The organism is Filimonas zeae (genome assembly GCF_014641615.1).
GTDB classification, from domain to species: Bacteria; Bacteroidota; Bacteroidia; order Chitinophagales; family Chitinophagaceae; genus Filimonas; species Filimonas zeae.
Genome location: NZ_BMIB01000002.1, coordinates 1148090 through 1167234, shown reverse-complemented (window position 1 = coordinate 1167234; position 19145 = coordinate 1148090). Strand labels below are relative to the sequence as shown.

Here is a 19145-nt window from a genome sequence, read left to right as displayed (position 1 = left end):
AGCCTTAGCCGGAATTACCCCGCTAAGGCCGTTTTTTATTAGTACACGCATGGTAAAGCAGCCTATGCTGCCCGGCTGCATGTTGTTAAAACTTATAAGCTACTGTAGCCAGATAGTTTACAGTAGGCTGGTAGTGCGAAAGAAAGCCATCGCTTACCCAGTATTTGCTGTTGGTAAGGTTGTTGGCCTTAAAGCCGATACGAAACTGCGGTGTGTTGTAAAAAATGCTGGCGTCTGCTACGGTATAAGCAGGCATGGTAACCGTGTTGGCACCATTTACCCACGCTTCTGAAGCGTAAATGAAGCCTGCACCAAAGCCCAGGCCTTTTAACTTACCGTTCAGCAGGGTATAGCTGCCCCAGAAATTGCCTACGTGTTTGGGAGCGCCTATGGCGGTTTTACCTACCAGCTCGGCATTGGCTTTTATGTAAGTATTCTCGTTAAAACCGTAGCCGGAAACAAAGTTAAAGCCGGGGAAGGGGTTACCAATAATCTCTGCTTCCACCCCCTTGCTTTTCTGGGTGCCATCAAAGTAATAAAACCTTTGTGTACCCTGCATTTCCAGACGCTGCGCGTTTTCTACCCTTATTTCGTAATAGCTGATGGTGGAGCTGATTTTGTTTTTAAACAAATCCAGTTTAATACCACTTTCCCACTGATTACCGTATTTAGGCTTGCTGTCTGCCACCGTGCCGTTATCGTTATTAACCGGTGCCTGATTGCTGAAGCCACTCATATAGTTGCCAAACACAGATACTTTTTCTTTTACCACCTGATATACCAGGCCCAGTTTGGGCGATAAAGAGGTTTGGGAGTATTTGCCGGAAGTAACACGGGTAAGATCGTTGGTGGAACCGCCGTTTTCCAGTTTGTCTAAACGCACACTGGCCATAATGTTCAGGGCTTCTGTTATATTAAACACGTCTGATACATAGGCTGCATAGTTTTTCTGACGCAGATGCAGCGGTGCGCCGGCACTGGTATCTGCAAATCTTCTCTGAACAGATTCCAGTTTAATATCCGGTATGCTGGCTGCTTTTATATTTACCACACCACCCGGCATGCCTACATATTTATACGAGCGGTATTCCGATACATAATCAAGCCCCACCAGCAAACGGTTACGGAATTTACCAAGGTGAAAATCGCCCGTAAAGTTTTGCTGAATCTGTGTTCTGCCGGTTTTGTCAGGAGAAAACACATCCACTCTTCTGTTTACAGTAGAGTCTGTTAACCAGGTTTGATTAAAGTAGTACAGGTTGTTATACTCACCGCCACCATTGGCGTAGTTGGTTTGAGAAGTCCAGCTATCAGATAATTTGTATTCTGCACTCACATAAAAATTGCGGGAGGTTTGACGGCTGATAAAAGAGTTGTCTATCAGCGAGCGTTTAAAGTCTATCGCAAACTCATCCATCGATTTTACGGTAGGGCCGGTAGTGGCCACCGTCCATGCATTGTTGTTGGTGCCTTTATAGGTTTGAATATCTGCATCCAGGCGCAGGGTAAGGCGGTCGTTAGGCTGGTAGGTAAGCGAAGGCGCTGCTACCAGGCTGGAGCCATGTCCCTGATCCTGAAAATCGTTTTTGTTCTGGCCTGCCAGGTTAATGCGGAACAGCAGGGTTTTATCGTCATTCACCGGTGTATTAATATCCGCAGTTAAACGGTTTAGTTCAAAGCTGCCGGTAGAATATGATACTTCGCCACCCAGCTGCTGATATGGCTTTTTGGTAACGTAGTTGATAAGGCCACCAAAGGAAGCCATTTTGCCACCAAACAAAGTAGCAGAGGGGCCTTTGATAGCCTCCACACGGTCTACCAGCGCCAGGTCAATACCGGTACGCAGGTAAGTGGCCATACCGTTTCGGAAGTTTTCGGTGTTGTAAAAACCGCGCGATGCAAAGGCGGGCATACCGGCGCCGGTTTTGGCAGGCACGGCACCCGGCACATTGCGGAAAGCTTCTTCCAGCGTAAGGGCCATTTGCTCGCCAATCAGTTCTTTGCCTACTACGCTGTACGATTGCGGGTTTTCCAGATAGTTCAGCGGCATACGTGCAGCAGTACTGCTTTTTTTGCGGGCGGTAACAGCGTATTTGTTGCCAATAATCACCACCTCGTTAAGGGCGGTAGCACTTACCGATAAAGCAAAATCGGCAGCCACGGTTTCGCCCGATGCCAGGTCAATGGTCTTTTGCTGCGGCTCCTGGCCGGCATAACTTACAGTTACCACATATTTACCGGCTTCCAGGTTTTCGATGCGGAATACCCCATCTTTATCTACACGGATGGTGCGTTTACCATCCAATACCACGGTTGCGTATTCGGCCGGTTTACCATCGCTGGTAAGTATTTTACCGGTAATAACGCCTTTGGCAGGCGGATGGGCAGATAGCAGCAGGGGAAATAGCATTGAAAACAATGCGGCGAGTAAACGGGTGGAAAAGTTCATAACGTTAAGTCTTGTAATTGAGGCCGCGAAGCTAGCCGGGCAACGGGCTACCGGCTTACGGATTCAGGAAAACTTATTTTCACCTATTTTTAGGCGTACACCTACACCACACCGGCATGGCAACCACAAACGGAAAAGCAATATTGATTGGTATTCAGGCTTTCTTATGTATACTGGAAGCATATCTGATTTCTAAAATTTCGCTGATTGGTAAAATAGGCATTGCCATGTTTTACAAACAATACCGTTTTTTACGCACTGGCTGGAAAACCTTTCTGCTGCTGTTTACCATACAGTTGTTGCTGATACTGCTTTTGCATCTGGCCAAAAAACGGCTGCCTGCGCGCAAAGCCAATTACACCGCAGCCGTGTTTCTGATACTGGCTATTATTGGTTTATGGGGTACGTACTACGATTTTCAATACACCTTCAGCCACCGCCTGCTGAAAGAAAAGTTTCACCTGGGCTTTTACCTGTTCTGGCTGGGCTGGATGGGTACCTGCGTATACTACCTGGCCATAAAACCTGCAAAGCAGGAGTCGGCGGTTGCACTGGCAGAAGCGGCGGAGGAGCAGATGCCTGCTTAAAGAGCGTTTTCGGTTGCCGGATTACCTGGTAGTGGGTAACTGATGGAAGAGGGTAAGGTTGCTGCCGCAGATTACACTACTGCTATTGAGTGGTATACCAAAGCAGCTGACAAGGGGTATAAAGAGGCTTATGATAAGCTCTATTCTATTTAAATAATAGTTGCAAACGTTTGCGTATTTCCGGTTTTTACGCCGCAGTAAAATACATAGCTTGCTGTTGTTTGCTTTATGAAACAACAGTAAATTATGTTACAACGTTTGCTTTTTTTTGCCTGCTTATGCGCTGCTTATGCAACTGCCACTTCGCAGAATTTTATACCTCTGTGGCCTGCGGGCAAAATGCCCAACACCAAAGGCCTTAACCTGAAAGATAGTATTACTAATGAGCGTGTTTACCAGGTAGGTATGCCAGGTATGTATGCGTTTTTTCCTTCCAGGCAGGAAAACAAAGGTGCAGCAGTGGTTATATGCCCTGGAGGAGGATATGCACGCCTGGCCTATGCCATCAGTGGCATTCAACTGGCCAAATGGTTTAATACTATGGGCATCAGTGCTTTTGTGCTGAATTACCGCCTGCCGCTTTCTCCCGATCTGCAACAGCGCGAAACAGGGCCTTTGCAGGATGCACAGCGTGCTGTACGTGTAGTGCGTGCGCATGCAGCAGAATGGGGTATTGCACCGGATAAAATTGGAATACAGGGTTCTTCTGCCGGTGGGCATCTGGCCAGCCTGGCCGGAACGGCACAGCAGGATGTAGCTGCCATTGGCGATACACTGGATACTGTAAAGTATAAGCCGGATTTTATGATACTGGTATCGCCGGTGATAGATATGGGTGCGTGGGCGCATAAAGGCAGCCGCGAAAATCTGCTGGGTAAAACCCCTTCTGAACAGCTGATAGCTGCTTACTCTACCCAGCTACTGGTAACAGCTGCTACACCGCCTGCGTTTATTGCAGATGCCGCCAATGACAATGTGGTAAGCCCTATGAACAGTCTGTTGTTTTTTCAGGCCCTGTTACAGCATAAGGTGCCAGCCAGCTTACATGTGTTTACGCAGGGTAGGCATGCTATTGCATTGAGAAACAATCCGGGTTCTACCAATCTATGGACGGAACTGTGCGAACGCTGGTTAGTAGAGATGAAAATAATTCCAGCTGCGTTACAGCCTTGATAATCATAACACTGCGATAAAAAGTAGCTTCCTTATCTTTGCACCCGTTTAAGAGGAGGAGGCCGTATGATTCAAAGGAAGATTAAGCGGGTTACGCGCATTTCGAGATATGTGGTGTATAAAGAAACGCTGGTAGACTGGAAAGAGCATTTCTGGTCGTTTCTGGGTGCGTTTGTGGGTATTGGATTGATAGCCTATATTCAGCATACTGCTTTTGCTGAACATGATAATATGTTTCTGATTGGCTCGTTTGGCGCATCCGGTGTGCTGGTATACGGGTTTATTCAAAGTCCGCTTGCGCAGCCCCGCAACCTCATTGGCGGGCATGTGGTATCTGCTTTTATAGGCGTTACGGTTTGTAAGTTTCTGCCTGATATACTATGGATTACGGCTCCACTGGCCGTGGCACTTTCTGTAGTACTGATGCAGGTTACCAAAACCATTCACCCGCCAGGCGGCGCTACTGCATTGATAGCCGTTACCGGCTCGGCAAAGATTAAAGCGCTTGGGTATGGGTATGTGTTATCGCCCGTGCTTACCGGCGTGCTGATATTGCTGGGTGTGGCATTGATTTGTAATAACATGACACCTTACCGCAGATACCCTACCGACAGGCGTTTTACCAAAACCATTTTAAAATTATTTTTCCGCCGGGTACGGTTGAAGGATGGCAATTAGGTTATAAGATATAATATTGAAATGCCCCCTGAAAGTTGGAAGCTTTCAGGGGGCATTTTTTGTGAACGCAATAAAGGAGCAACAATTGCAGTTACGCGCTGTACACCGGATAATCGGTATAGCCATGTTCGGCCCCGCCATAATGGAGGCTTCTGTCTGGCGCTGTCAGCGGCCAGTCGTGTTGTAAGCGTGCTGCCAGGTCCGGATTGGCTATATAGGGTTCTCCAAAGCCAGCCAGATCAATCACGCCTTTTTCTATCAGTGCTGTTGCTTTGGGTTTGTCCAGTCCGCCTGCCAGTATAATCACACCGCTGTAGTTGCTGCGGAAGCGTTCCAGAAAGCCTTCAGGTATAGCCAGACTGCCGCGTGATTTCTGATCCATCAGGTGAATGAAAGCGATATTTCTTTTATCCAGCTCCTGCGCCAGATAGGCATATGTGGCTTCCAGTTCATCATACAAGGGTAACTCGTGCATAATGCCATAAGGGGTTAAGCGGATGGCGGTTTTGTCTGCCCCGATAGCAGCAATACACGCGTCAATGGCTTCCAGCAAAAAGCGGCTGCGGTTTTCTACAGAGCCTCCATATTCATCGGTGCGGTTGTTTACGTGCGGGTTTAAAAACTGCTCAATCAGGTAGCCGTTGGCGCCATGCAGTTCTACTCCATCAAAGCCTGCTTTAACGGCATTGGCAGCAGCGGCAGCAAAATCGTGAACTACCTGTTTTACTTCGGCGGTGGTTAAGGCGCGTGGGGTAGAGCAGTGTACAAAGTTTTCCTTTCCGTTTTCATCATACCCCCACGCAAAGGAATTGGTGGCAGGTATATCAGAAGTGCCTACAGGGGCTGCGCCACCGGGCTGGTTGGTGGTGTGTGACACACGGCCTACATGCCAAAGCTGGGTATATATTTTACTGCCGGCTTCGTGCACGGCCTGGGTTACGGCTTTCCATCCCTGTACCTGTTCGTTGGTATACAAACCGGGAATATGTAATACACCCATGGCAGTGTCAGATATGGCAGTGCCTTCGGTAATGATAAGGCCGGCATTGGCACGCTGGCGATAGTATTCCGCATTCATGGCATTGGGTACGCCATTGGGGTTACGTGCCCGCGTCATGGGGGCCATTACTATGCGGTTGTGTAAATCGAGATTTCTGTGGTGATATGGTTTAAATAATTGCATGGTACTAATGATTGTAAAATGGATAATCGGTGTAGCCAACAGTGGTGCCGCCAAAGAAGCGCGTTCTGTCGGGCTGGTTTAAAGGTAGTTGATGTTGCAGGCGGTAGGGCAGGTCTGGGTTGGCAATGAACGGGCGGCCAAAGGCAATAAGGTCTGCCCAGCCTTTGCTTAATGCTTCTTCTGCACGTTCCGTGGTGTACTTGCCTGCATAAATAAGGGTGCCACTGAAAGCTTTGCGGTAGGCTTCTTTAAAAGCTACGGGCATTACCGGGGCGTTATCCCAATCGGCCTCTGCAATGTGAATATAGGCTACGCCTATTTCGTTGAGTATGCGGGCGGCGGCTATATAGGTTTCTTCGGGGTTATCGTCTATAGCGCCCATCAGCGTGGTTAAAGGTGCCTGGCGTACGCCTACTCTTTCTTTACCAACCGCATCGGCTACGGCGGTTGCTACTTCGCGCAAAAAACGCAGGCGGTTTTGCAGACTTCCGCCATATTCATCGGAACGTTGATTGGTTTGCGAATCTATAAACTGTTCAATCAGGTAGCCGTTGGCACCGTGCAGCTCTACACCGTCAAAACCAGCGGCAATGGCATTGCGGGCCGCCTGGGCGTATTCCTGTATAATGGCTTTTATTTCGGGTATACTCAGCTCGCGTGGCATAGAATGCTGTATCATTTCGCCGGCACCACCTGCGGGGCCCAGGCCCTGTGCATCTACAAACACTTTTACGCCTTCGGCCAGTATAGCGGAGGGCGATACAGGTGCAGCGCCATTGGGTTGCAGTGAGGTATGCGATACACGGCCCACATGCCATAGCTGGGCAAATATGCGGCCACCGGCAGCGTGTACAGCATCGGTTACTTTTTGCCAGCCGGTTATTTGTTCCGGGCTGTAAATACCGGGCGTCCACGCATACCCCTGGCCCTGCGGGCTTATTTGGGTGCCTTCGGATATTAATAACCCTGCGGTGGCGCGCTGGCTGTAATAGGTTGCCATAGTATTGGTAGCTACATCGCCCGTGGTGGCGCGGGAGCGTGTCATGGGTGGCATTACTATACGGTTGGGCAAGGTTAAGTGCCCCATTTTATATTCTGTAAAAAGCATTGTTTTTTGTTTTCTGCATACAAATTTCACCCTCTTTTAGCTATTAGCATAATAACTTAAGTTTTAGATTTGTATCAGAAAAATGATAGTGGTATGATTATGAATCTGGAGTGGTTACGTACTTTTAAAGCCATTTACGAGCAGGAAACGCTTACGGGCGCTGCGCAGGCGCTGTATATATCCCAACCCGGTGTAAGCCTGCACCTGAACTCGCTGGAGGCATATACGGGGTATAAACTATTTGACCGCTCTGCTAAAAAAATGGTACCTACCGAGCGGGGTAAGGTGCTGTATAACTTTGTGCTGGAGCCGCTGAGCAAGCTGGAAACAGCGGAGCAGCTGTTTCATAAGAGTACGCTGAGCGACAGGGCTACCATTAGCATAGGTATGTGCTTTGAAACCTTTCAGTTTACGCTGGAGCGGCATATATCATCGTTGCCTTTTAATGTGATTATTAAGTTTGGTGAGTACCCGCAAATGCATGCAGACCTGGATAAGGGCTTGCTGGATTTGATTATTACCCCGCAGAAAGGCGAGCAGAAGAACCTGGAATACAAACCTTTTTCTAAAGAGCGGATTGTGATGGTATGCGGCTCTAAAACCAACCTGAAAGCATTACAGCCTTTATTACAGGCCAATAAACTGCAGGAAGCGGAGAACTGGCTGAAGCAGCAGATATGGTATAGTACGGCGGCAGATATGGAGCATATGAAGCGCTTCTGGCAGTATAATTTTAAAAGCCATATTGACTTTAAGCCCAATTATATTGTACCTAATATCAGCTCTATTGTGCGCTGTTTAAGCGGCGCTACCGGCTTTTCTATTATACCGGACTTTCTGTGCCGTGAAGAGATTGCCGGTGGTAAGCTGAAGCTGGTATGGGAGGGGAATAATGTAATGGAAAATACCCTTTATTTTGGTACGCGCAAGCGCACGATTTACGAGGAGGAGATTAACCGGGTTAAGGCGATTTTTGAACAGCAGAAGATAGCAGAGTAGTATTGCTATTTCGATAATGATTTCGCCAATTGTTGGTATTTCAACAATGGTTTTGTGTATGTTTTGCTGTAACTGGTTGTAGCTGATGTGGTTAGGTGTCTGGCACTGGGTTTGGCTATTATAAGCAAACCTCAACTACATATGAAAAAGAGACTGACTACTGCACCACTGCCTGCTAATGCTTACAACCAAACGCCGGATGCGTATTTTAAGGTAACCCATTTTGCCCATACTGCGGGCTTTGAAGCGCTGAACAGTACCCGTTGCGAGCGGGATGATTGTTTTGAACTGATCTGGATTAATGAGGGTTGCGGCCGCCTGAAAATTGATTCAGAGGTATACCCTGTTACGCCCCCTTTTATCTGTTGCATAGCGCCTGGTCAGCGGCGGCTGTTGCAATCTGCGCAATATGTATCTGGCTATCATATTGTGTTTACACCCCGTTTGCTGTATTTATCGGGCGCTGTGGCGCGCACCATGCTGTGGCTGGAGCAATGCAATGTATACCGCAAGGCCATATTGCTGCAACCGGATGAGGAAATGCAGGCTGAGGTAGATGCTATTTGCCGGAAGATGGAGGTGGAGTATACGCATACGCATGTGCTGCGGCAGGAGATACTGGCGGGGTTGCTGCATTTGCTGGTGATGCATTTTTCGCGTAAAACGGGTAATACGGGCGAGCAGCAACTGCTGGGTAAGGATGGCGAACTGGTGAAGCGGTTTATGCAGATGGTAAAGGAACAGATTGCGATAAAAAAGATGGTGATTGGTTATGCGCATGAGCTGTGTGTAACCCCCAACTCATTAAACAGGGCGGTAAAAAAGATAACGGGTTTTACAGCCAGTTACCAGATTCAGCAGCAGATTGTGCTGGAAGCCAAGCGGCATTTGCTGTATGCGAATACCAGTATGAAGGAGATTGCGTATAAGCTGGGGTTTGATGATATGGCGCATTTCAGTAAGTTTTTTAAGAACAACAATTCCGGCCAAAGCTTTACCTGCTTTAAAAAAGATGTGTTGTTACAGGCAGTGTAACCCGTTGCTAACCGGCCATTTGCCAATGGCCGGAGCTCTGCTGCTTGTATCAGCGTGGGTTTTTGAAAATAGTTTTGCTTTTAACAATATCCGGTTTTTTAATGCGGGTACTGTTTACCGGATATAAAAAACGGGCAGATTGCGCATGCTGCCCGGTGAATGCATGTTGTGGTGGCGGTTAACCAATATGGTTGAGCACCTGAAAAGCCTGTGTGCTGTTGCTGAAGAAATGTTGATACAGCTGTTCTGTTTCCCCTACGTGCATTTCGTATACATCATCTTTAACACCCTGTATAATAGCTTCTGCTACTTCCAGTGCGCTTAGTTTGTTGGTGGTGGGTATGTCTCTGGCAAATTCAGTATCCACCAGCGAGGGCATTACCTCAAATACTTTTACCTGACTTACCAGGCCCAGGCTATACCGGAGTGATTGGGTATAGGCGTGCAAGGCTGCTTTGCTGGCAGAATAGGTAGGAAGTGAAAAGGCAGGTGTGAAAGCCGCAATAGAAGAAATATTGATAATAGCGGACTGCTGCTGTTGCTGTAACAATGGCAGAAACAAAGATATGAGCCGTATGGTAGACAGGTAATTGGTGGTTATTTCCCCGGCTGCATAGGCATAACTGTCTGTTGTATTGCTCAGGTTGTGCAGGTACGCCAGCCCTGCGTTGTTCATTAATATATCCAGTTTGCCAAAGCGGTTGGTTATGGCATCTTTCAGTTGTAGTACATCTGCTTCGCTGGTTACATCGCAACTGTAATAAGCAGCGTTGCCAATAGTAGCGGCAGCTCTTTCCAGTTTTTCTCGGTTGCGGCCGGTAATAATAATGGTGTTACCCTGCTGTGCAAACAGGCGTGCCGTTTCCAGTCCAATGCCGGAGCCGCCGCCGGTAATGAGAATTGTTTTGCCGGTTATGTTCATATTATAGATTGTATGCTACAAAATTGGTTGTTGTACTGCCGGGTAACAATGGCTAAACCCTGCCAACTGCTGTATATGTTATTCAGAAATCCTTTTGTTATGCGGCTTTTTGTTGTGCTGGTGGTTTTGATGCCGGATGATATTTTTTGTGTTTACCGGTGGTTGTGTATATACAAGTGTATGACAGGTATTTGCATTGTGGTTGCCTGAGGTGTGCGGTAGGTTTGCGAAAATATTTACTATTTATTGACAATTTAAATTTGTAAATAGTAAGGAATCCTAACTATATTTGTTTTGTCATTCAGATCAACCGTTAAAATGTTATTTATGAAAAAGGTAAGCATGTTTATGACTGTTTTGGTATTGCTGGGCGTACAGGCCAGCGCACTTGAATTTTGTGATTCCTGTCAGAAAGGTGGTAAGAAGTCTGCCATTGTGGAGGCTGATTACGCCATTACGGGTGCCAGTGTTACCCATAATAAAAAATGGGGACAGCTGGAGTTTGAGATTACTGTAAAGGGTACTGCCGGTAAAAGCACCTCACTGCCAGCAGGACAAATGAATGGAGCGCCTGTAGACGGGTATGTTTTTCCTACCACGCTTTCATCAGAAGATATTGGCTTTAGCAAAACAGAGGGTATAGTAGCGCTGGCATTAACTGCGCACCCCGATTTTGATGATACGCCTTTATGGGATGAAGATGGCGATGGTAACTATGCCAACGACAAAATTGTATGGCACCCACACTGGGTAGTGCTGGTAGAGGATAAAAGGGTGCCGGGCGGATTAAGTGTGAAAGAGTTTGACCCCAAAGATAAATCGGTGGTATTGCCTAAAACCAACCCCGGTATGCCTATGTATATGGATTCGCCGGGTTTTCAGGTAGTAACGGAAGGCCATAACATTCGTGTGGTGGTGCCTGATTACCGGGTACGTTTTAAAACCGATTTTAAATACGATGCAGTAGGGGCTTATATGCAGATAGCTACCGGCGAAGGTGGTAAGCACGAAGGTAGTGCAGCCATGCCTATGCTAGGGGTGTATAAAGTGTACAGTGTATTATCCAAAAACCTGTCGCTTCCTTATCAGGTACGTTAATTTTAAAATGATAGTTATATGAAAGTAGCCGTATACGATACGTATGTTACACGTAAAGATGGTGGTGTAATGCATTTTGATATTCTGGTTCCGGAAACACTGGGCAGTGAAGAGCAGGTGTTGCTGTATGGAAAAGATTATCTGACACATAAAAAGCAGGAAGGGCAGCCGCTTACTACACGCGAGTGCCGGTACTGCCACATAGAAGAAGCCAGCGAAACAGTGGTGAACGATATTGAGGCACGTGGATATTCTATTATAGAGATGCAGGGATGCTAAAATGAGGGGCAGGGGCAAAGCAGCGTGCGCAGGGTGTGTGAATATGAACTGCTTTGCCTATTTTGCAGCAGATACTTTAGTGATGGACAGATCGCCTTTTAATCCGGATGAACAGAACAGTTCGAATGATATGCTGCTGATGGCAGCAACAGAACGTGTGTCTGAAGCTGTGCGGGTAATGCTGTGGGAGCAGGCCAAGGATTATGGGCTTAGCCCTATTCAGCTGCGGGTGCTGTTGTTTTTAGAAAGCCATCATGAGGATATGGCTACGGGAACTTACCTGTCCAGAGAGTTTAATGTTACCAAAGCTACTATGAGTGATGTGGTGAAGGTGCTGATTGAAAAGAAACTGGTACAAAAGAAAGAGAATGCTACAGATGTACGCTCGCAGGTACTAAAGCTAACCGCTGCGGGAAAAAAGATGGCTGCCGCCACAGGGCAGTTTGCCGGTAAACTACTTCCTTATATAGAAAGCCTGGATGCAAAGCAGAAGCTGATGCTGAAAGAGGTGTTACTGGGAATGATTTTTCACCTGTATAAAGAGGGTGTGGTGAACACGCAACGGATGTGTTATAACTGCGTACATTACTCTTTACAGCAGGGGCGCCCATTTTGTGCGTTGCTACAGATTCCGCTGGTAAAAGAAACGTTGCGTATGGATTGCCCGGAGCATGTATTGAACCCGGAAGCGTAAATGAAATTTAATTTTGTAGCAATATAAATAAGCCGCTGCCGGGGGCACGCTGCCCGATGGTACTTACGAATTAATAGGGCCTAAAGTAAATCGTAACAAAGATGGTGTTACTGAGCATACACTGGTGCCACACGGTAAAGGTGTATATGCTGATTTTGCCAGAACCTTTGAAGGTATCCGTACTTTTCTGGAAAGCTTTGAGGGTGAAGGTGTGGTGTTTCACCACCCGGATGGCCGCATGTGTAAGATTAAGCGGCGCGACTTTGGTATGAAGTGGTAGTGTATATAACAAGAGGCCGTATCTGTTTGTGGATACGGCCTCTGTTTAATTCTGCCTGATAGTATTAGTGCCTGTTATATAATTTTCAGGTATTCTTTTGCTTATTTTCTGGGATCTTGTTTGCTCTTTATTTCATACCCCGCAGGTGGTTCGCTATGTAGCAGATGACGTACAAAATAATCCCACCGGCGGCGCATCATATAAGGTGAATACGCGCCAAAGCCATGCCTTGCATTGGGAAACACAATCAGATCATAATCTTTGTTGGCTTTGGTAAGCGCTTCAATTACCAGCAGGGTATTGTAGGGTGGAACGTTGTCGTCCATCATACCATGGGCCAGCAGCAGTTTGCCCTTTAGTTGTGCTGCGTAAGTGGGGTTGGCCTGTGCTGCATAATCTGCTTCGGTAACCAAACCGTTATAACGCTCCCCCCAGTCATCTTCATAGTTACGGTTTTCATGATTGCCCGATTCGGATATGCCTACTTTAAAAAAGTCGGGGTACCGGAACATGGCAGCAGCGGTGGCAAAGCCTCCACCGGAATGGCCCCATATCCCTACACGGGTAGTATCTATAAAAGCATAGCGTGCTGCCAGTTGGCGTATGCCGGTAATCTGATCGGGTAAGGTATTCTCGGCCATGTTGCCATAATTCATATCATGATAGCTTTTGCTGCGCAGCGGGTTGCTGGTACCTTCTATCACCACTACAATAAAACCCAGTTCGGCCAGCGCCTGATGATCGCCCCGTGCACTGGTGAACGACCAGTTGTGCACACCGCCGCCCTGCGGGCCGGGGTAGATATAATCTATAATAGGGTATTTCTTTGTGCTGTCCAGATGCGTTGGCTTAAAAAGCAGGCCATATATATCCGTTTTACCATCGTACGCTTTTACCGAAAACAAGGTAGGCGGTTGCCAGCCGGTGGTGGTAAGGCGACTGATATCTGTTTTTTCCAGTTGTAATATCATCTTGCCTTGTTTGTTGCGTAGTACAGTTGTTGCCGGAACATGGGGTTGTGAGTAACTGTCTGTAAACAAAGTGTTGTCTGGTGAAAAGCTGAGTTGGTGGTTGCCGGTTTCCGGTGTAAGATCGGTAAAGCCGCTGCCATCGAACTTTACTTTGCAGTAATGGCTGTAATAAGGATTGGCGCGGTCCAGACCGCATGTTTTAAAATATACCGTTCTGTTGGCTTCATCTACCTCCAGTAATTCTGTAACTACCCAGTTGCCCTTGGTTATCTGGTTTTTCAATTTGCCGGTTGTGGCATCGTATAAATACAGGTGGCCCCAGTTATCGCGTTCGCTATACCAGATAAATTCTTTGCTCTTTTGCAGGTAGCACCAATTAATAGTGCCCTGGCCAGATTCGTATTGGGTGGCTACTTTTTCTTCCAGCACTTCGCGTACGGCCCCGGTGTTGGCATCTGCAATACGCAGCTTTTCTTCTTTATGGTTGCGGGAGGTAGATACAAATGCCAGTTGCGTATCGTCTGCACTCCAATCCACATCATCAAACGTGCCGCTGCTGGAAATATCATCGCTCAGCGTTCCACGATGCGGGTCTGGCGGTACCTGTATATTTACTAAGCGGGGTGCATCGGTATGTATAATTACCCGGTGTATCATAACAACGGCGGAGTCGCCTGGCAGCGGATATTTCCACGATTGCAGGTTGGGTTTGCCAATGTTGGTACTTACCAGGTACATGTTGTTAACGTGGCGCTGATCCTGTTTAAAGGTGGCTATTTTGTGCGAGTCGTGCGACCAGCGTAAAACCGGTTTATCGCTATGGCTCCATCCGGCATTGTCGGTAGCATAACCAAAATCTGGAATACCGTCTTGTGTAAGCTGTGTTTCTTTACCGCTGGCAATATGGCGCATCCATAAGTTGTGATTTCTGATAAAAGCTGCCTTCTCCCCATCGGGCGATACTACTTCATTTGCGTGATGGCCACCGCCGGTGGTTGCGGGTATTGCTTGCTGCCGGGTAGGAACAGGAATACATTGCCCGGTTTGCAGGTTGTACAGCCATGTTTTACCCGCAGCAGTAAAAGTGATGCTTTGATAGTTGGCGGAAAAACTGAACGAGCGGAAGGGGAGTGCGTAGGGCTGATAAGTAGTGCCAGTTGCGCCGGAGAGCGCTGCGGCCAGCTTTTGCTGATTGAACGCTGCTGACTTTGTGGCTTTGGCGGGATTAACCAGTATAAACTCACTGCCCTTTGCGGTAAGCAACCGGTATACAAATTTACCGTCCGGCTGCCATTCCGGATTTACGTTGTTATTGTCAACCAGTGGTTCCGTACCGTAACTGAGTCTGCTTTCTGCCAGTTGGTAATTGGCGGGAGAAATTTGTTGCTGTGCCTGCAGAGTTTGTATAAGAAACATGCAGCTTGTAGTAATGAGTAGTGGGATACGTTTCATGTATATATGCCTATATGGTTATATGTGGGTCTAAAGATAATGTTGTTGTGGTTTCTAAAGTTATGAAGTATGTAAACAGCTGAATATTAAAGTTTAGTGGTGAGCGCGGGTGATTATTTGTAGATATCTTTTTTATTGGTTTCGGTGTATGGTGCGGTTGTTTTGAAGAATATTATATTTAAGCTAAAATAAATATATATGAGAAGAATGTTTTTGATGGCTGCTGTTTCTGTTGCGTTTATTGTGTGTTCCTGTACCAAACAAGGTACCTCTCCCGGTACTCTGCTTACTCCTGCTGCCAAAACTATGCAGGTGTTTTTGTCTGACGGAACCGAATTGAACAGTGTTCAGGATTTGCACGCTTATGTTCAGGAAAACGGTTTTACAGGTGATGTAAATGGATATCCTTTCAGGATGGGTATTGATGGCTTAAATAAAGGTCTTGATGAAGGGCTTGTAAAGGACACTACCGTTACATTTATACGTCAGTACAGTTTCCTTTTAAAGGTAATGGCAGTTGCTGAAGCTTATGCTACCTCTCTTTTTCACCCCGAAGATCCGTCTCTTTTGGGGTTGGTTGCGCATTTGCGGGATGTGCAGAAACATAGTTTTGCGCTATCTCAGAATCATAATGTTTTTGAGATGTTTGGCCTGCCTGGTGGACTGTCTCAATATGGAAACCATCCTCCTTCACTAAATAGTGATGGATTTTACCCCTGGGAGGTATTCTACCGGAATTGGCTGGATGGTATGATTAGCCAGTATATGAGTCATGTTTTTCCTGGAGCGTTTGCGTACGACTTTACCGGTGCCAAATTTATTTCAATGTTTAGAAATGTGTTGATGTTGAATTATGTTCCGGAGCCATTTAGCTTGTTTGAAGCTTTTCCATGGGCTTTGAATGCGCCGGTGGGACATACCATAGACGCTGTTTTTTTTAATATTCATGATAGAGGAACGGGGGCAGGAGTAATTGCTGACATTTTGCTGGATGAGGAGGGGCAGAGATTAGGGGTGCTTGTTAAAATAATGCACAGGTCTCTTTTGAGTGTAACGTATATGTACATAGGTCGTCGCGTTCAGGATGGGAATTCTACATACCACTGGAAAAGTACTGATCCTGCTGATAGTTTTAATCCATGGGATATTATGCCGGATTTCACTATTCTCGACCCCGTTGCCGGCGGTGGCCCGGTCATTACACCTCCTGAAATAGAGCCTTAGTTTCTGAAAAATATAGGTAAGGGCCTTCTCTTAAGGAGGGTCTTTGCTTTTTGTAATAATGGCTAATGCTTTGTGCCGGCCATATTGCTATAGTTAAATAAAAAAAAAGCAATGCCTGGAAAAATAGTAATTTTATTATCCCTGAATCAGTAACCAAAACTTACTATCTATGAATGTAAAAGAATACCTTATTCCTGCTGACGAAACAGATGTGTATATTACTGTAGCAGTGTCTACGGCGGGGGTAGCTTCCAGTGTTCTGGAACTGACGCTTACAAGCGGTATTAATCTGGAAATTGCTTCTTCCAGTGACCTGCCTCAGATGAATGGTTCGGGAAATATTAAAAAGACCTTGCTGGGAAAAGCTGCTGCTTTGGCAGGGGCATTAATAGAGGTAGATACCTCTATTACGCTGAAGCATATTCCTAAAACGGAATGGCCATCTTGTTTTGATAATCTGGATATTAAATACTTTCTGGAAGGGGGGAGCGCCAGCCAGCCATTGTTTTATCCACTGGAAGCAGTGGATAAAATCAAAACAGAATCGGGCAGAACCATTGTGGCTGAAAAATATATCCTTCTTAAAAACCAATAACCTTATATGATCCGCATTAACAAAGGTTGGCTGCTATTGGCAGCTGCCTTTAGCTTTTATAATGTAAGTGCGCAGGACGTAGCGCTGAAAGATTTGAGAACACCTAACTCACCAGGTTTTCAGATACTGGATATATCGCCTTCCAATATAGAGCGGCCCACCAATCCCAAAGCTTTTGCATTGGGGGTATTGAATCTTTCCACGCAGGGCTCTGTTATTCCTAAAAATTTTTCTTTTGAGTTATCGCCTTACTGGTACTTTAAGCCGCAAAACGCCACGGTATATAAATACCTGAACATACAAGGGCCGGATAGTAACCGGCATGTTTTTTCAGGTATACTGAATAAGCTGAGTGTATCGCTGGCTTCTTCTTTTATCGATTCTTCTTCGGGCAGTGTATTTAAAAATACCAATTATGTATCTGCCGGTATACGCACCAACCTGATAACCCTGCGGTCTGCGGGGCAGCACGCGCGTAACCGGGCGGCAGTAGCGGGTATAGCTGCCAGAATGAAAGCCTTTGGAGATAATAGCAGGGCAGCCAAAGGGCAGTTGAAAATATTGTTTGTGCAGTATGAAGATTCTGCCCGTCGGGCAATATCTGAAATTGCAAAGGCAGAAATGAAAGCAAAATCATTACAGGTGCAGGCGGAAATAGATAAGCTGGATGCGGCCTGGCCTGCTACCCTGGAAGGTTTGATGGATAATGATGCAGCGGTGCAGGAGTATTTTACCTCGCTGGAAGAGGCGCCGCTGTTTCAGTTAAATGTAGCTTATGCCTATTCCAGCGCTTTTCCGGATAATATGTATAAAAGCAAACGTTTTAACCGCAGCGGGCTGTGGCTGGATGCGGCGTTATCCGGTGCGGGGCTTACTACTAAGTTGAAAGCTTTTTCGTTGATTGCATCTGCAAGGTTTATGACAGATAATGTGCTTACAGATACTGCGCGTTTTGTATTTGACCGTAAAAACGCACTGGATGTGGGCGGGCGGCTGGAATACTCGCTGGAGCGTTTTTCTATTGGCATTGAATACCTGAAAAGAAGTTATTCCGGTGCTGGTGAATATAATAGCGAGCGCACGGTAGGAGTGATACAATACAAAGTGTCTGATAATTTATTTATTACGGGTACTTATGGTAAAAACTTTGGTAACGTTAAAAACCTGTTTACGCTGCTGGGGGTAAACTGGGGCATGGGTAAATCCACCGTAAGGGTGGAAGATTAATTTTTTTGCTACAAACGAAGGCAGGCGGTGTTGCGTGTACGATTAAACAAAGTGGAAACAATATATTATACAGCTGATTACCTCAAAAGCAACGAAGCTAAAATAGTGGACTAGTCATTTATTGTTGATAATCTGAAAGCAGCTGCCCCCTGAGTCTGATGGAGGCAGCTGCTTTTTTTATGCCAGCATCCGCTGCGCGTCCGGCTCTTCGCCGTTGGCCAATGCGGTTATACTGCTTAAAGTAGTTACAGCAATCTGTTTCAATGCTTCTTCGGTAAAGAAAGCCTGGTGGCCGGTTACCAGTACATTGGGAAAACTCATCAGGCGCTGTATGGCATCATCATCTATAATGCTGCCGGAGAGGTCTTTAAAAAACAGTTTTTCTTCCTGTTCGTATACGTCAATGCCCAGGTAGGCTATCTGTCCTGTTTTCAGCCCTTCAATAACATCGCCGGTGTTAATAAGTGCGCCGCGGCTGGTGTTAATAATGGTTACCCCTTTTTTCATCTGCGCAATGTTGGCTTTGTTAATAAGGTAACGGTTGTCGGGTGTAAGCGGGCAGTGTAGCGAAATAATGTCACTCTGCTGCAGCAGTGTTTCAAAGTTGCAGTAGCTAACGCCTGCTGCTGCCAGTTCAGGATCGCTTACAATATCGTAGGCTATTACTTTACAACCAAAGCCCATCATAATTTTACAAAAGGCCTCGCCTATTTTGCCGGTACCTACCACCCCTACGGTTTTACCATGCAGGTTAAAACCCAATAAGCCGTTGAGTGAAAAATTTTGCTCTCTTACCCGGTTATACGCTTTGTGTGTTTTGCGGTTAAGGGTAAGTAACATAGCCACAGCATGTTCGGCTACGGCTTCCGGAGAATAAGCGGGTACGCGGCATACGCGTATGCCATACTTTTTTGCGGTTTCCAGGTGTACATTGTTAAAACCTGCGCAACGCAGGGCAATTACTTTTACGCCTTTGGCAGCCAGTACTTCAATTACTTCAGGCGTAAGCCGGTCGTTTACAAAAACACATACGGCAAAGGTGCCATCCTCTACAGCATTCACAATATGTGGGCCCAGGTGGGTTTCCAGATATTCCAGCTGCAGATGCGGGTTGCTGTTGTGGGTGTTGAACGAAATTTTGTCGTAGGGCTTGGCTGAGAAAAAAAGTGTTTTCATACTGTATGTTTATTT

Annotated in this window: 18 protein-coding genes; 12 read left to right on the top strand and 6 right to left on the bottom strand. The window is 46.5% G+C overall.

Going from position 1 to position 19145, the window contains the following annotated elements; all coding sequences use genetic code 11:
* Window positions 1-85: 85 nt before the first annotated feature.
* A complete protein-coding gene (locus IEY13_RS11405; RefSeq protein ID WP_188952097.1) occupies window positions 86-2449 on the bottom strand; it encodes a TonB-dependent receptor in 2364 nt (787 codons plus the stop codon).
* Window positions 2450-2565: 116 nt separating this feature from the next.
* On the opposite strand from IEY13_RS11405, the gene IEY13_RS11400 reads away from it, so the two are divergent.
* The 3 genes from IEY13_RS11400 (at window position 2566) to IEY13_RS11390 (ending at window position 4887) form a co-directional block, all read left to right on the top strand.
* Window positions 2566-3036, top strand: a complete 471-nt coding sequence (locus IEY13_RS11400) for a hypothetical protein (protein ID WP_188952096.1) — start codon at window positions 2566-2568, stop codon at window positions 3034-3036.
* 246 nt (window positions 3037-3282) lie between these two features.
* The gene (locus IEY13_RS11395) at window positions 3283-4209 is read left to right on the top strand and encodes an alpha/beta hydrolase (protein ID WP_188952095.1); all 927 of its coding nucleotides are present in this window, start codon (window positions 3283-3285) and stop codon (window positions 4207-4209) included.
* Window positions 4210-4275: 66 nt separating this feature from the next.
* Window positions 4276-4887, top strand: coding sequence for an HPP family protein (locus IEY13_RS11390; RefSeq protein ID WP_188952094.1), 612 nt, complete (start codon window positions 4276-4278; stop codon window positions 4885-4887).
* Window positions 4888-4978: 91 nt separating this feature from the next.
* On the opposite strand, the gene IEY13_RS11385 is transcribed toward IEY13_RS11390, so the two are convergent.
* Together IEY13_RS11385 and IEY13_RS11380 are read right to left on the bottom strand one after the other, a co-directional pair.
* Entirely contained in the window at window positions 4979-6070 is a 1092-nt protein-coding gene (locus IEY13_RS11385; protein WP_188952093.1) for an alkene reductase, read from the bottom strand.
* Window positions 6071-6074: 4 nt separating this feature from the next.
* Entirely contained in the window at window positions 6075-7178 is a 1104-nt protein-coding gene (locus IEY13_RS11380) for an alkene reductase (protein ID WP_188952092.1), read from the bottom strand.
* A gap of 93 nt (window positions 7179-7271) precedes the next feature.
* On the opposite strand from IEY13_RS11380, the gene IEY13_RS11375 reads away from it, so the two are divergent.
* Window positions 7272-8177: a LysR family transcriptional regulator gene (locus IEY13_RS11375; RefSeq protein ID WP_188952091.1), complete on the top strand. Its 906-nt coding sequence runs from the start codon at window positions 7272-7274 to the stop codon at window positions 8175-8177.
* 141 nt (window positions 8178-8318) lie between these two features.
* Entirely contained in the window at window positions 8319-9212 is an 894-nt protein-coding gene (locus IEY13_RS11370; RefSeq protein ID WP_188952090.1) for a helix-turn-helix transcriptional regulator, read from the top strand.
* 178 nt (window positions 9213-9390) lie between these two features.
* On the opposite strand, the gene IEY13_RS11365 is transcribed toward IEY13_RS11370, so the two are convergent.
* Window positions 9391-10134, bottom strand: a complete 744-nt coding sequence (locus tag IEY13_RS11365; protein WP_188952089.1) for an SDR family oxidoreductase — start codon at window positions 10132-10134, stop codon at window positions 9391-9393.
* A gap of 327 nt (window positions 10135-10461) precedes the next feature.
* On the opposite strand from IEY13_RS11365, the gene IEY13_RS11360 reads away from it, so the two are divergent.
* Genes IEY13_RS11360 through IEY13_RS11345 form a run of 4 tightly spaced genes read left to right on the top strand, consistent with a single transcriptional unit; the run spans window position 10462 to window position 12485 of the window.
* The gene (locus IEY13_RS11360) at window positions 10462-11232 is read left to right on the top strand and encodes a hypothetical protein (protein WP_188952088.1); all 771 of its coding nucleotides are present in this window, start codon (window positions 10462-10464) and stop codon (window positions 11230-11232) included.
* Between the two features lie 18 nt (window positions 11233-11250).
* Entirely contained in the window at window positions 11251-11511 is a 261-nt protein-coding gene (locus IEY13_RS11355) for a DUF2024 family protein (protein ID WP_188952087.1), read from the top strand.
* Between the two features lie 43 nt (window positions 11512-11554).
* Entirely contained in the window at window positions 11555-12205 is a 651-nt protein-coding gene (locus IEY13_RS11350) for a MarR family winged helix-turn-helix transcriptional regulator (RefSeq protein WP_229687852.1), read from the top strand.
* Window positions 12206-12254: 49 nt separating this feature from the next.
* On the top strand, window positions 12255-12485 hold the full coding sequence (locus tag IEY13_RS11345; RefSeq protein ID WP_188952709.1) for an RNA ligase 1 family protein: 231 nt from the start codon (window positions 12255-12257) through the stop codon (window positions 12483-12485).
* A 101-nt stretch (window positions 12486-12586) separates the two neighbouring features.
* Here IEY13_RS11345 and IEY13_RS11340 read toward each other — a convergent pair whose 3' ends face one another.
* On the bottom strand, window positions 12587-14872 hold the full coding sequence (locus IEY13_RS11340; protein WP_188952086.1) for a S9 family peptidase: 2286 nt from the start codon (window positions 14870-14872) through the stop codon (window positions 12587-12589).
* Between the two features lie 234 nt (window positions 14873-15106).
* On the opposite strand from IEY13_RS11340, the gene IEY13_RS11335 reads away from it, so the two are divergent.
* The 3 genes from IEY13_RS11335 (at window position 15107) to IEY13_RS11325 (ending at window position 17954) form a co-directional block, all read left to right on the top strand.
* Window positions 15107-16132 (top strand): hypothetical protein, encoded by a 1026-nt coding sequence (locus IEY13_RS11335; protein ID WP_188952085.1) that lies wholly within the window; start codon window positions 15107-15109, stop codon window positions 16130-16132.
* Window positions 16133-16301: 169 nt separating this feature from the next.
* Entirely contained in the window at window positions 16302-16727 is a 426-nt protein-coding gene (locus IEY13_RS11330; protein ID WP_188952084.1) for a hypothetical protein, read from the top strand.
* A gap of 6 nt (window positions 16728-16733) precedes the next feature.
* Window positions 16734-17954: a hypothetical protein gene (locus IEY13_RS11325; RefSeq protein ID WP_188952083.1), complete on the top strand. Its 1221-nt coding sequence runs from the start codon at window positions 16734-16736 to the stop codon at window positions 17952-17954.
* Between the two features lie 177 nt (window positions 17955-18131).
* Here IEY13_RS11325 and IEY13_RS11320 read toward each other — a convergent pair whose 3' ends face one another.
* The gene (locus IEY13_RS11320) at window positions 18132-19130 is read right to left on the bottom strand and encodes a 2-hydroxyacid dehydrogenase (protein WP_188952082.1); all 999 of its coding nucleotides are present in this window, start codon (window positions 19128-19130) and stop codon (window positions 18132-18134) included.
* Window positions 19131-19145: the final 15 nt, after the last annotated feature.

Bases quoted from the DNA above. Each gene is read 5' to 3' on its own strand.
- IEY13_RS11370 (WP_188952090.1), top strand. From the start codon at position 8,319: ATGAAAAAGAGACTGACTACTGCACCACTGCCTGCTAATGCTTACAAC.
- IEY13_RS11375 (WP_188952091.1), top strand. From the start codon at position 7,272: ATGATTATGAATCTGGAGTGGTTACGTACTTTTAAAGCCATTTACGAG.
- IEY13_RS11380 (WP_188952092.1), bottom strand. From the start codon at position 7,178: ATGCTTTTTACAGAATATAAAATGGGGCACTTAACCTTGCCCAACCGT.
- IEY13_RS11405 (WP_188952097.1), bottom strand. From the start codon at position 2,449: ATGAACTTTTCCACCCGTTTACTCGCCGCATTGTTTTCAATGCTATTT.
- IEY13_RS11330 (WP_188952084.1), top strand. From the start codon at position 16,302: ATGAATGTAAAAGAATACCTTATTCCTGCTGACGAAACAGATGTGTAT.
- IEY13_RS11335 (WP_188952085.1), top strand. From the start codon at position 15,107: ATGAGAAGAATGTTTTTGATGGCTGCTGTTTCTGTTGCGTTTATTGTG.
- IEY13_RS11350 (WP_229687852.1), top strand. From the start codon at position 11,555: ATGAACTGCTTTGCCTATTTTGCAGCAGATACTTTAGTGATGGACAGA.
- IEY13_RS11390 (WP_188952094.1), top strand. From the start codon at position 4,276: ATGATTCAAAGGAAGATTAAGCGGGTTACGCGCATTTCGAGATATGTG.
- IEY13_RS11395 (WP_188952095.1), top strand. From the start codon at position 3,283: ATGTTACAACGTTTGCTTTTTTTTGCCTGCTTATGCGCTGCTTATGCA.
- IEY13_RS11365 (WP_188952089.1), bottom strand. From the start codon at position 10,134: ATGAACATAACCGGCAAAACAATTCTCATTACCGGCGGCGGCTCCGGC.
- IEY13_RS11385 (WP_188952093.1), bottom strand. From the start codon at position 6,070: ATGCAATTATTTAAACCATATCACCACAGAAATCTCGATTTACACAAC.
- IEY13_RS11340 (WP_188952086.1), bottom strand. From the start codon at position 14,872: ATGTTTCTTATACAAACTCTGCAGGCACAGCAACAAATTTCTCCCGCC.
- IEY13_RS11355 (WP_188952087.1), top strand. From the start codon at position 11,251: ATGAAAGTAGCCGTATACGATACGTATGTTACACGTAAAGATGGTGGT.
- IEY13_RS11325 (WP_188952083.1), top strand. From the start codon at position 16,734: ATGATCCGCATTAACAAAGGTTGGCTGCTATTGGCAGCTGCCTTTAGC.
- IEY13_RS11400 (WP_188952096.1), top strand. From the start codon at position 2,566: ATGGCAACCACAAACGGAAAAGCAATATTGATTGGTATTCAGGCTTTC.
- IEY13_RS11320 (WP_188952082.1), bottom strand. From the start codon at position 19,130: ATGAAAACACTTTTTTTCTCAGCCAAGCCCTACGACAAAATTTCGTTC.
- IEY13_RS11360 (WP_188952088.1), top strand. From the start codon at position 10,462: ATGAAAAAGGTAAGCATGTTTATGACTGTTTTGGTATTGCTGGGCGTA.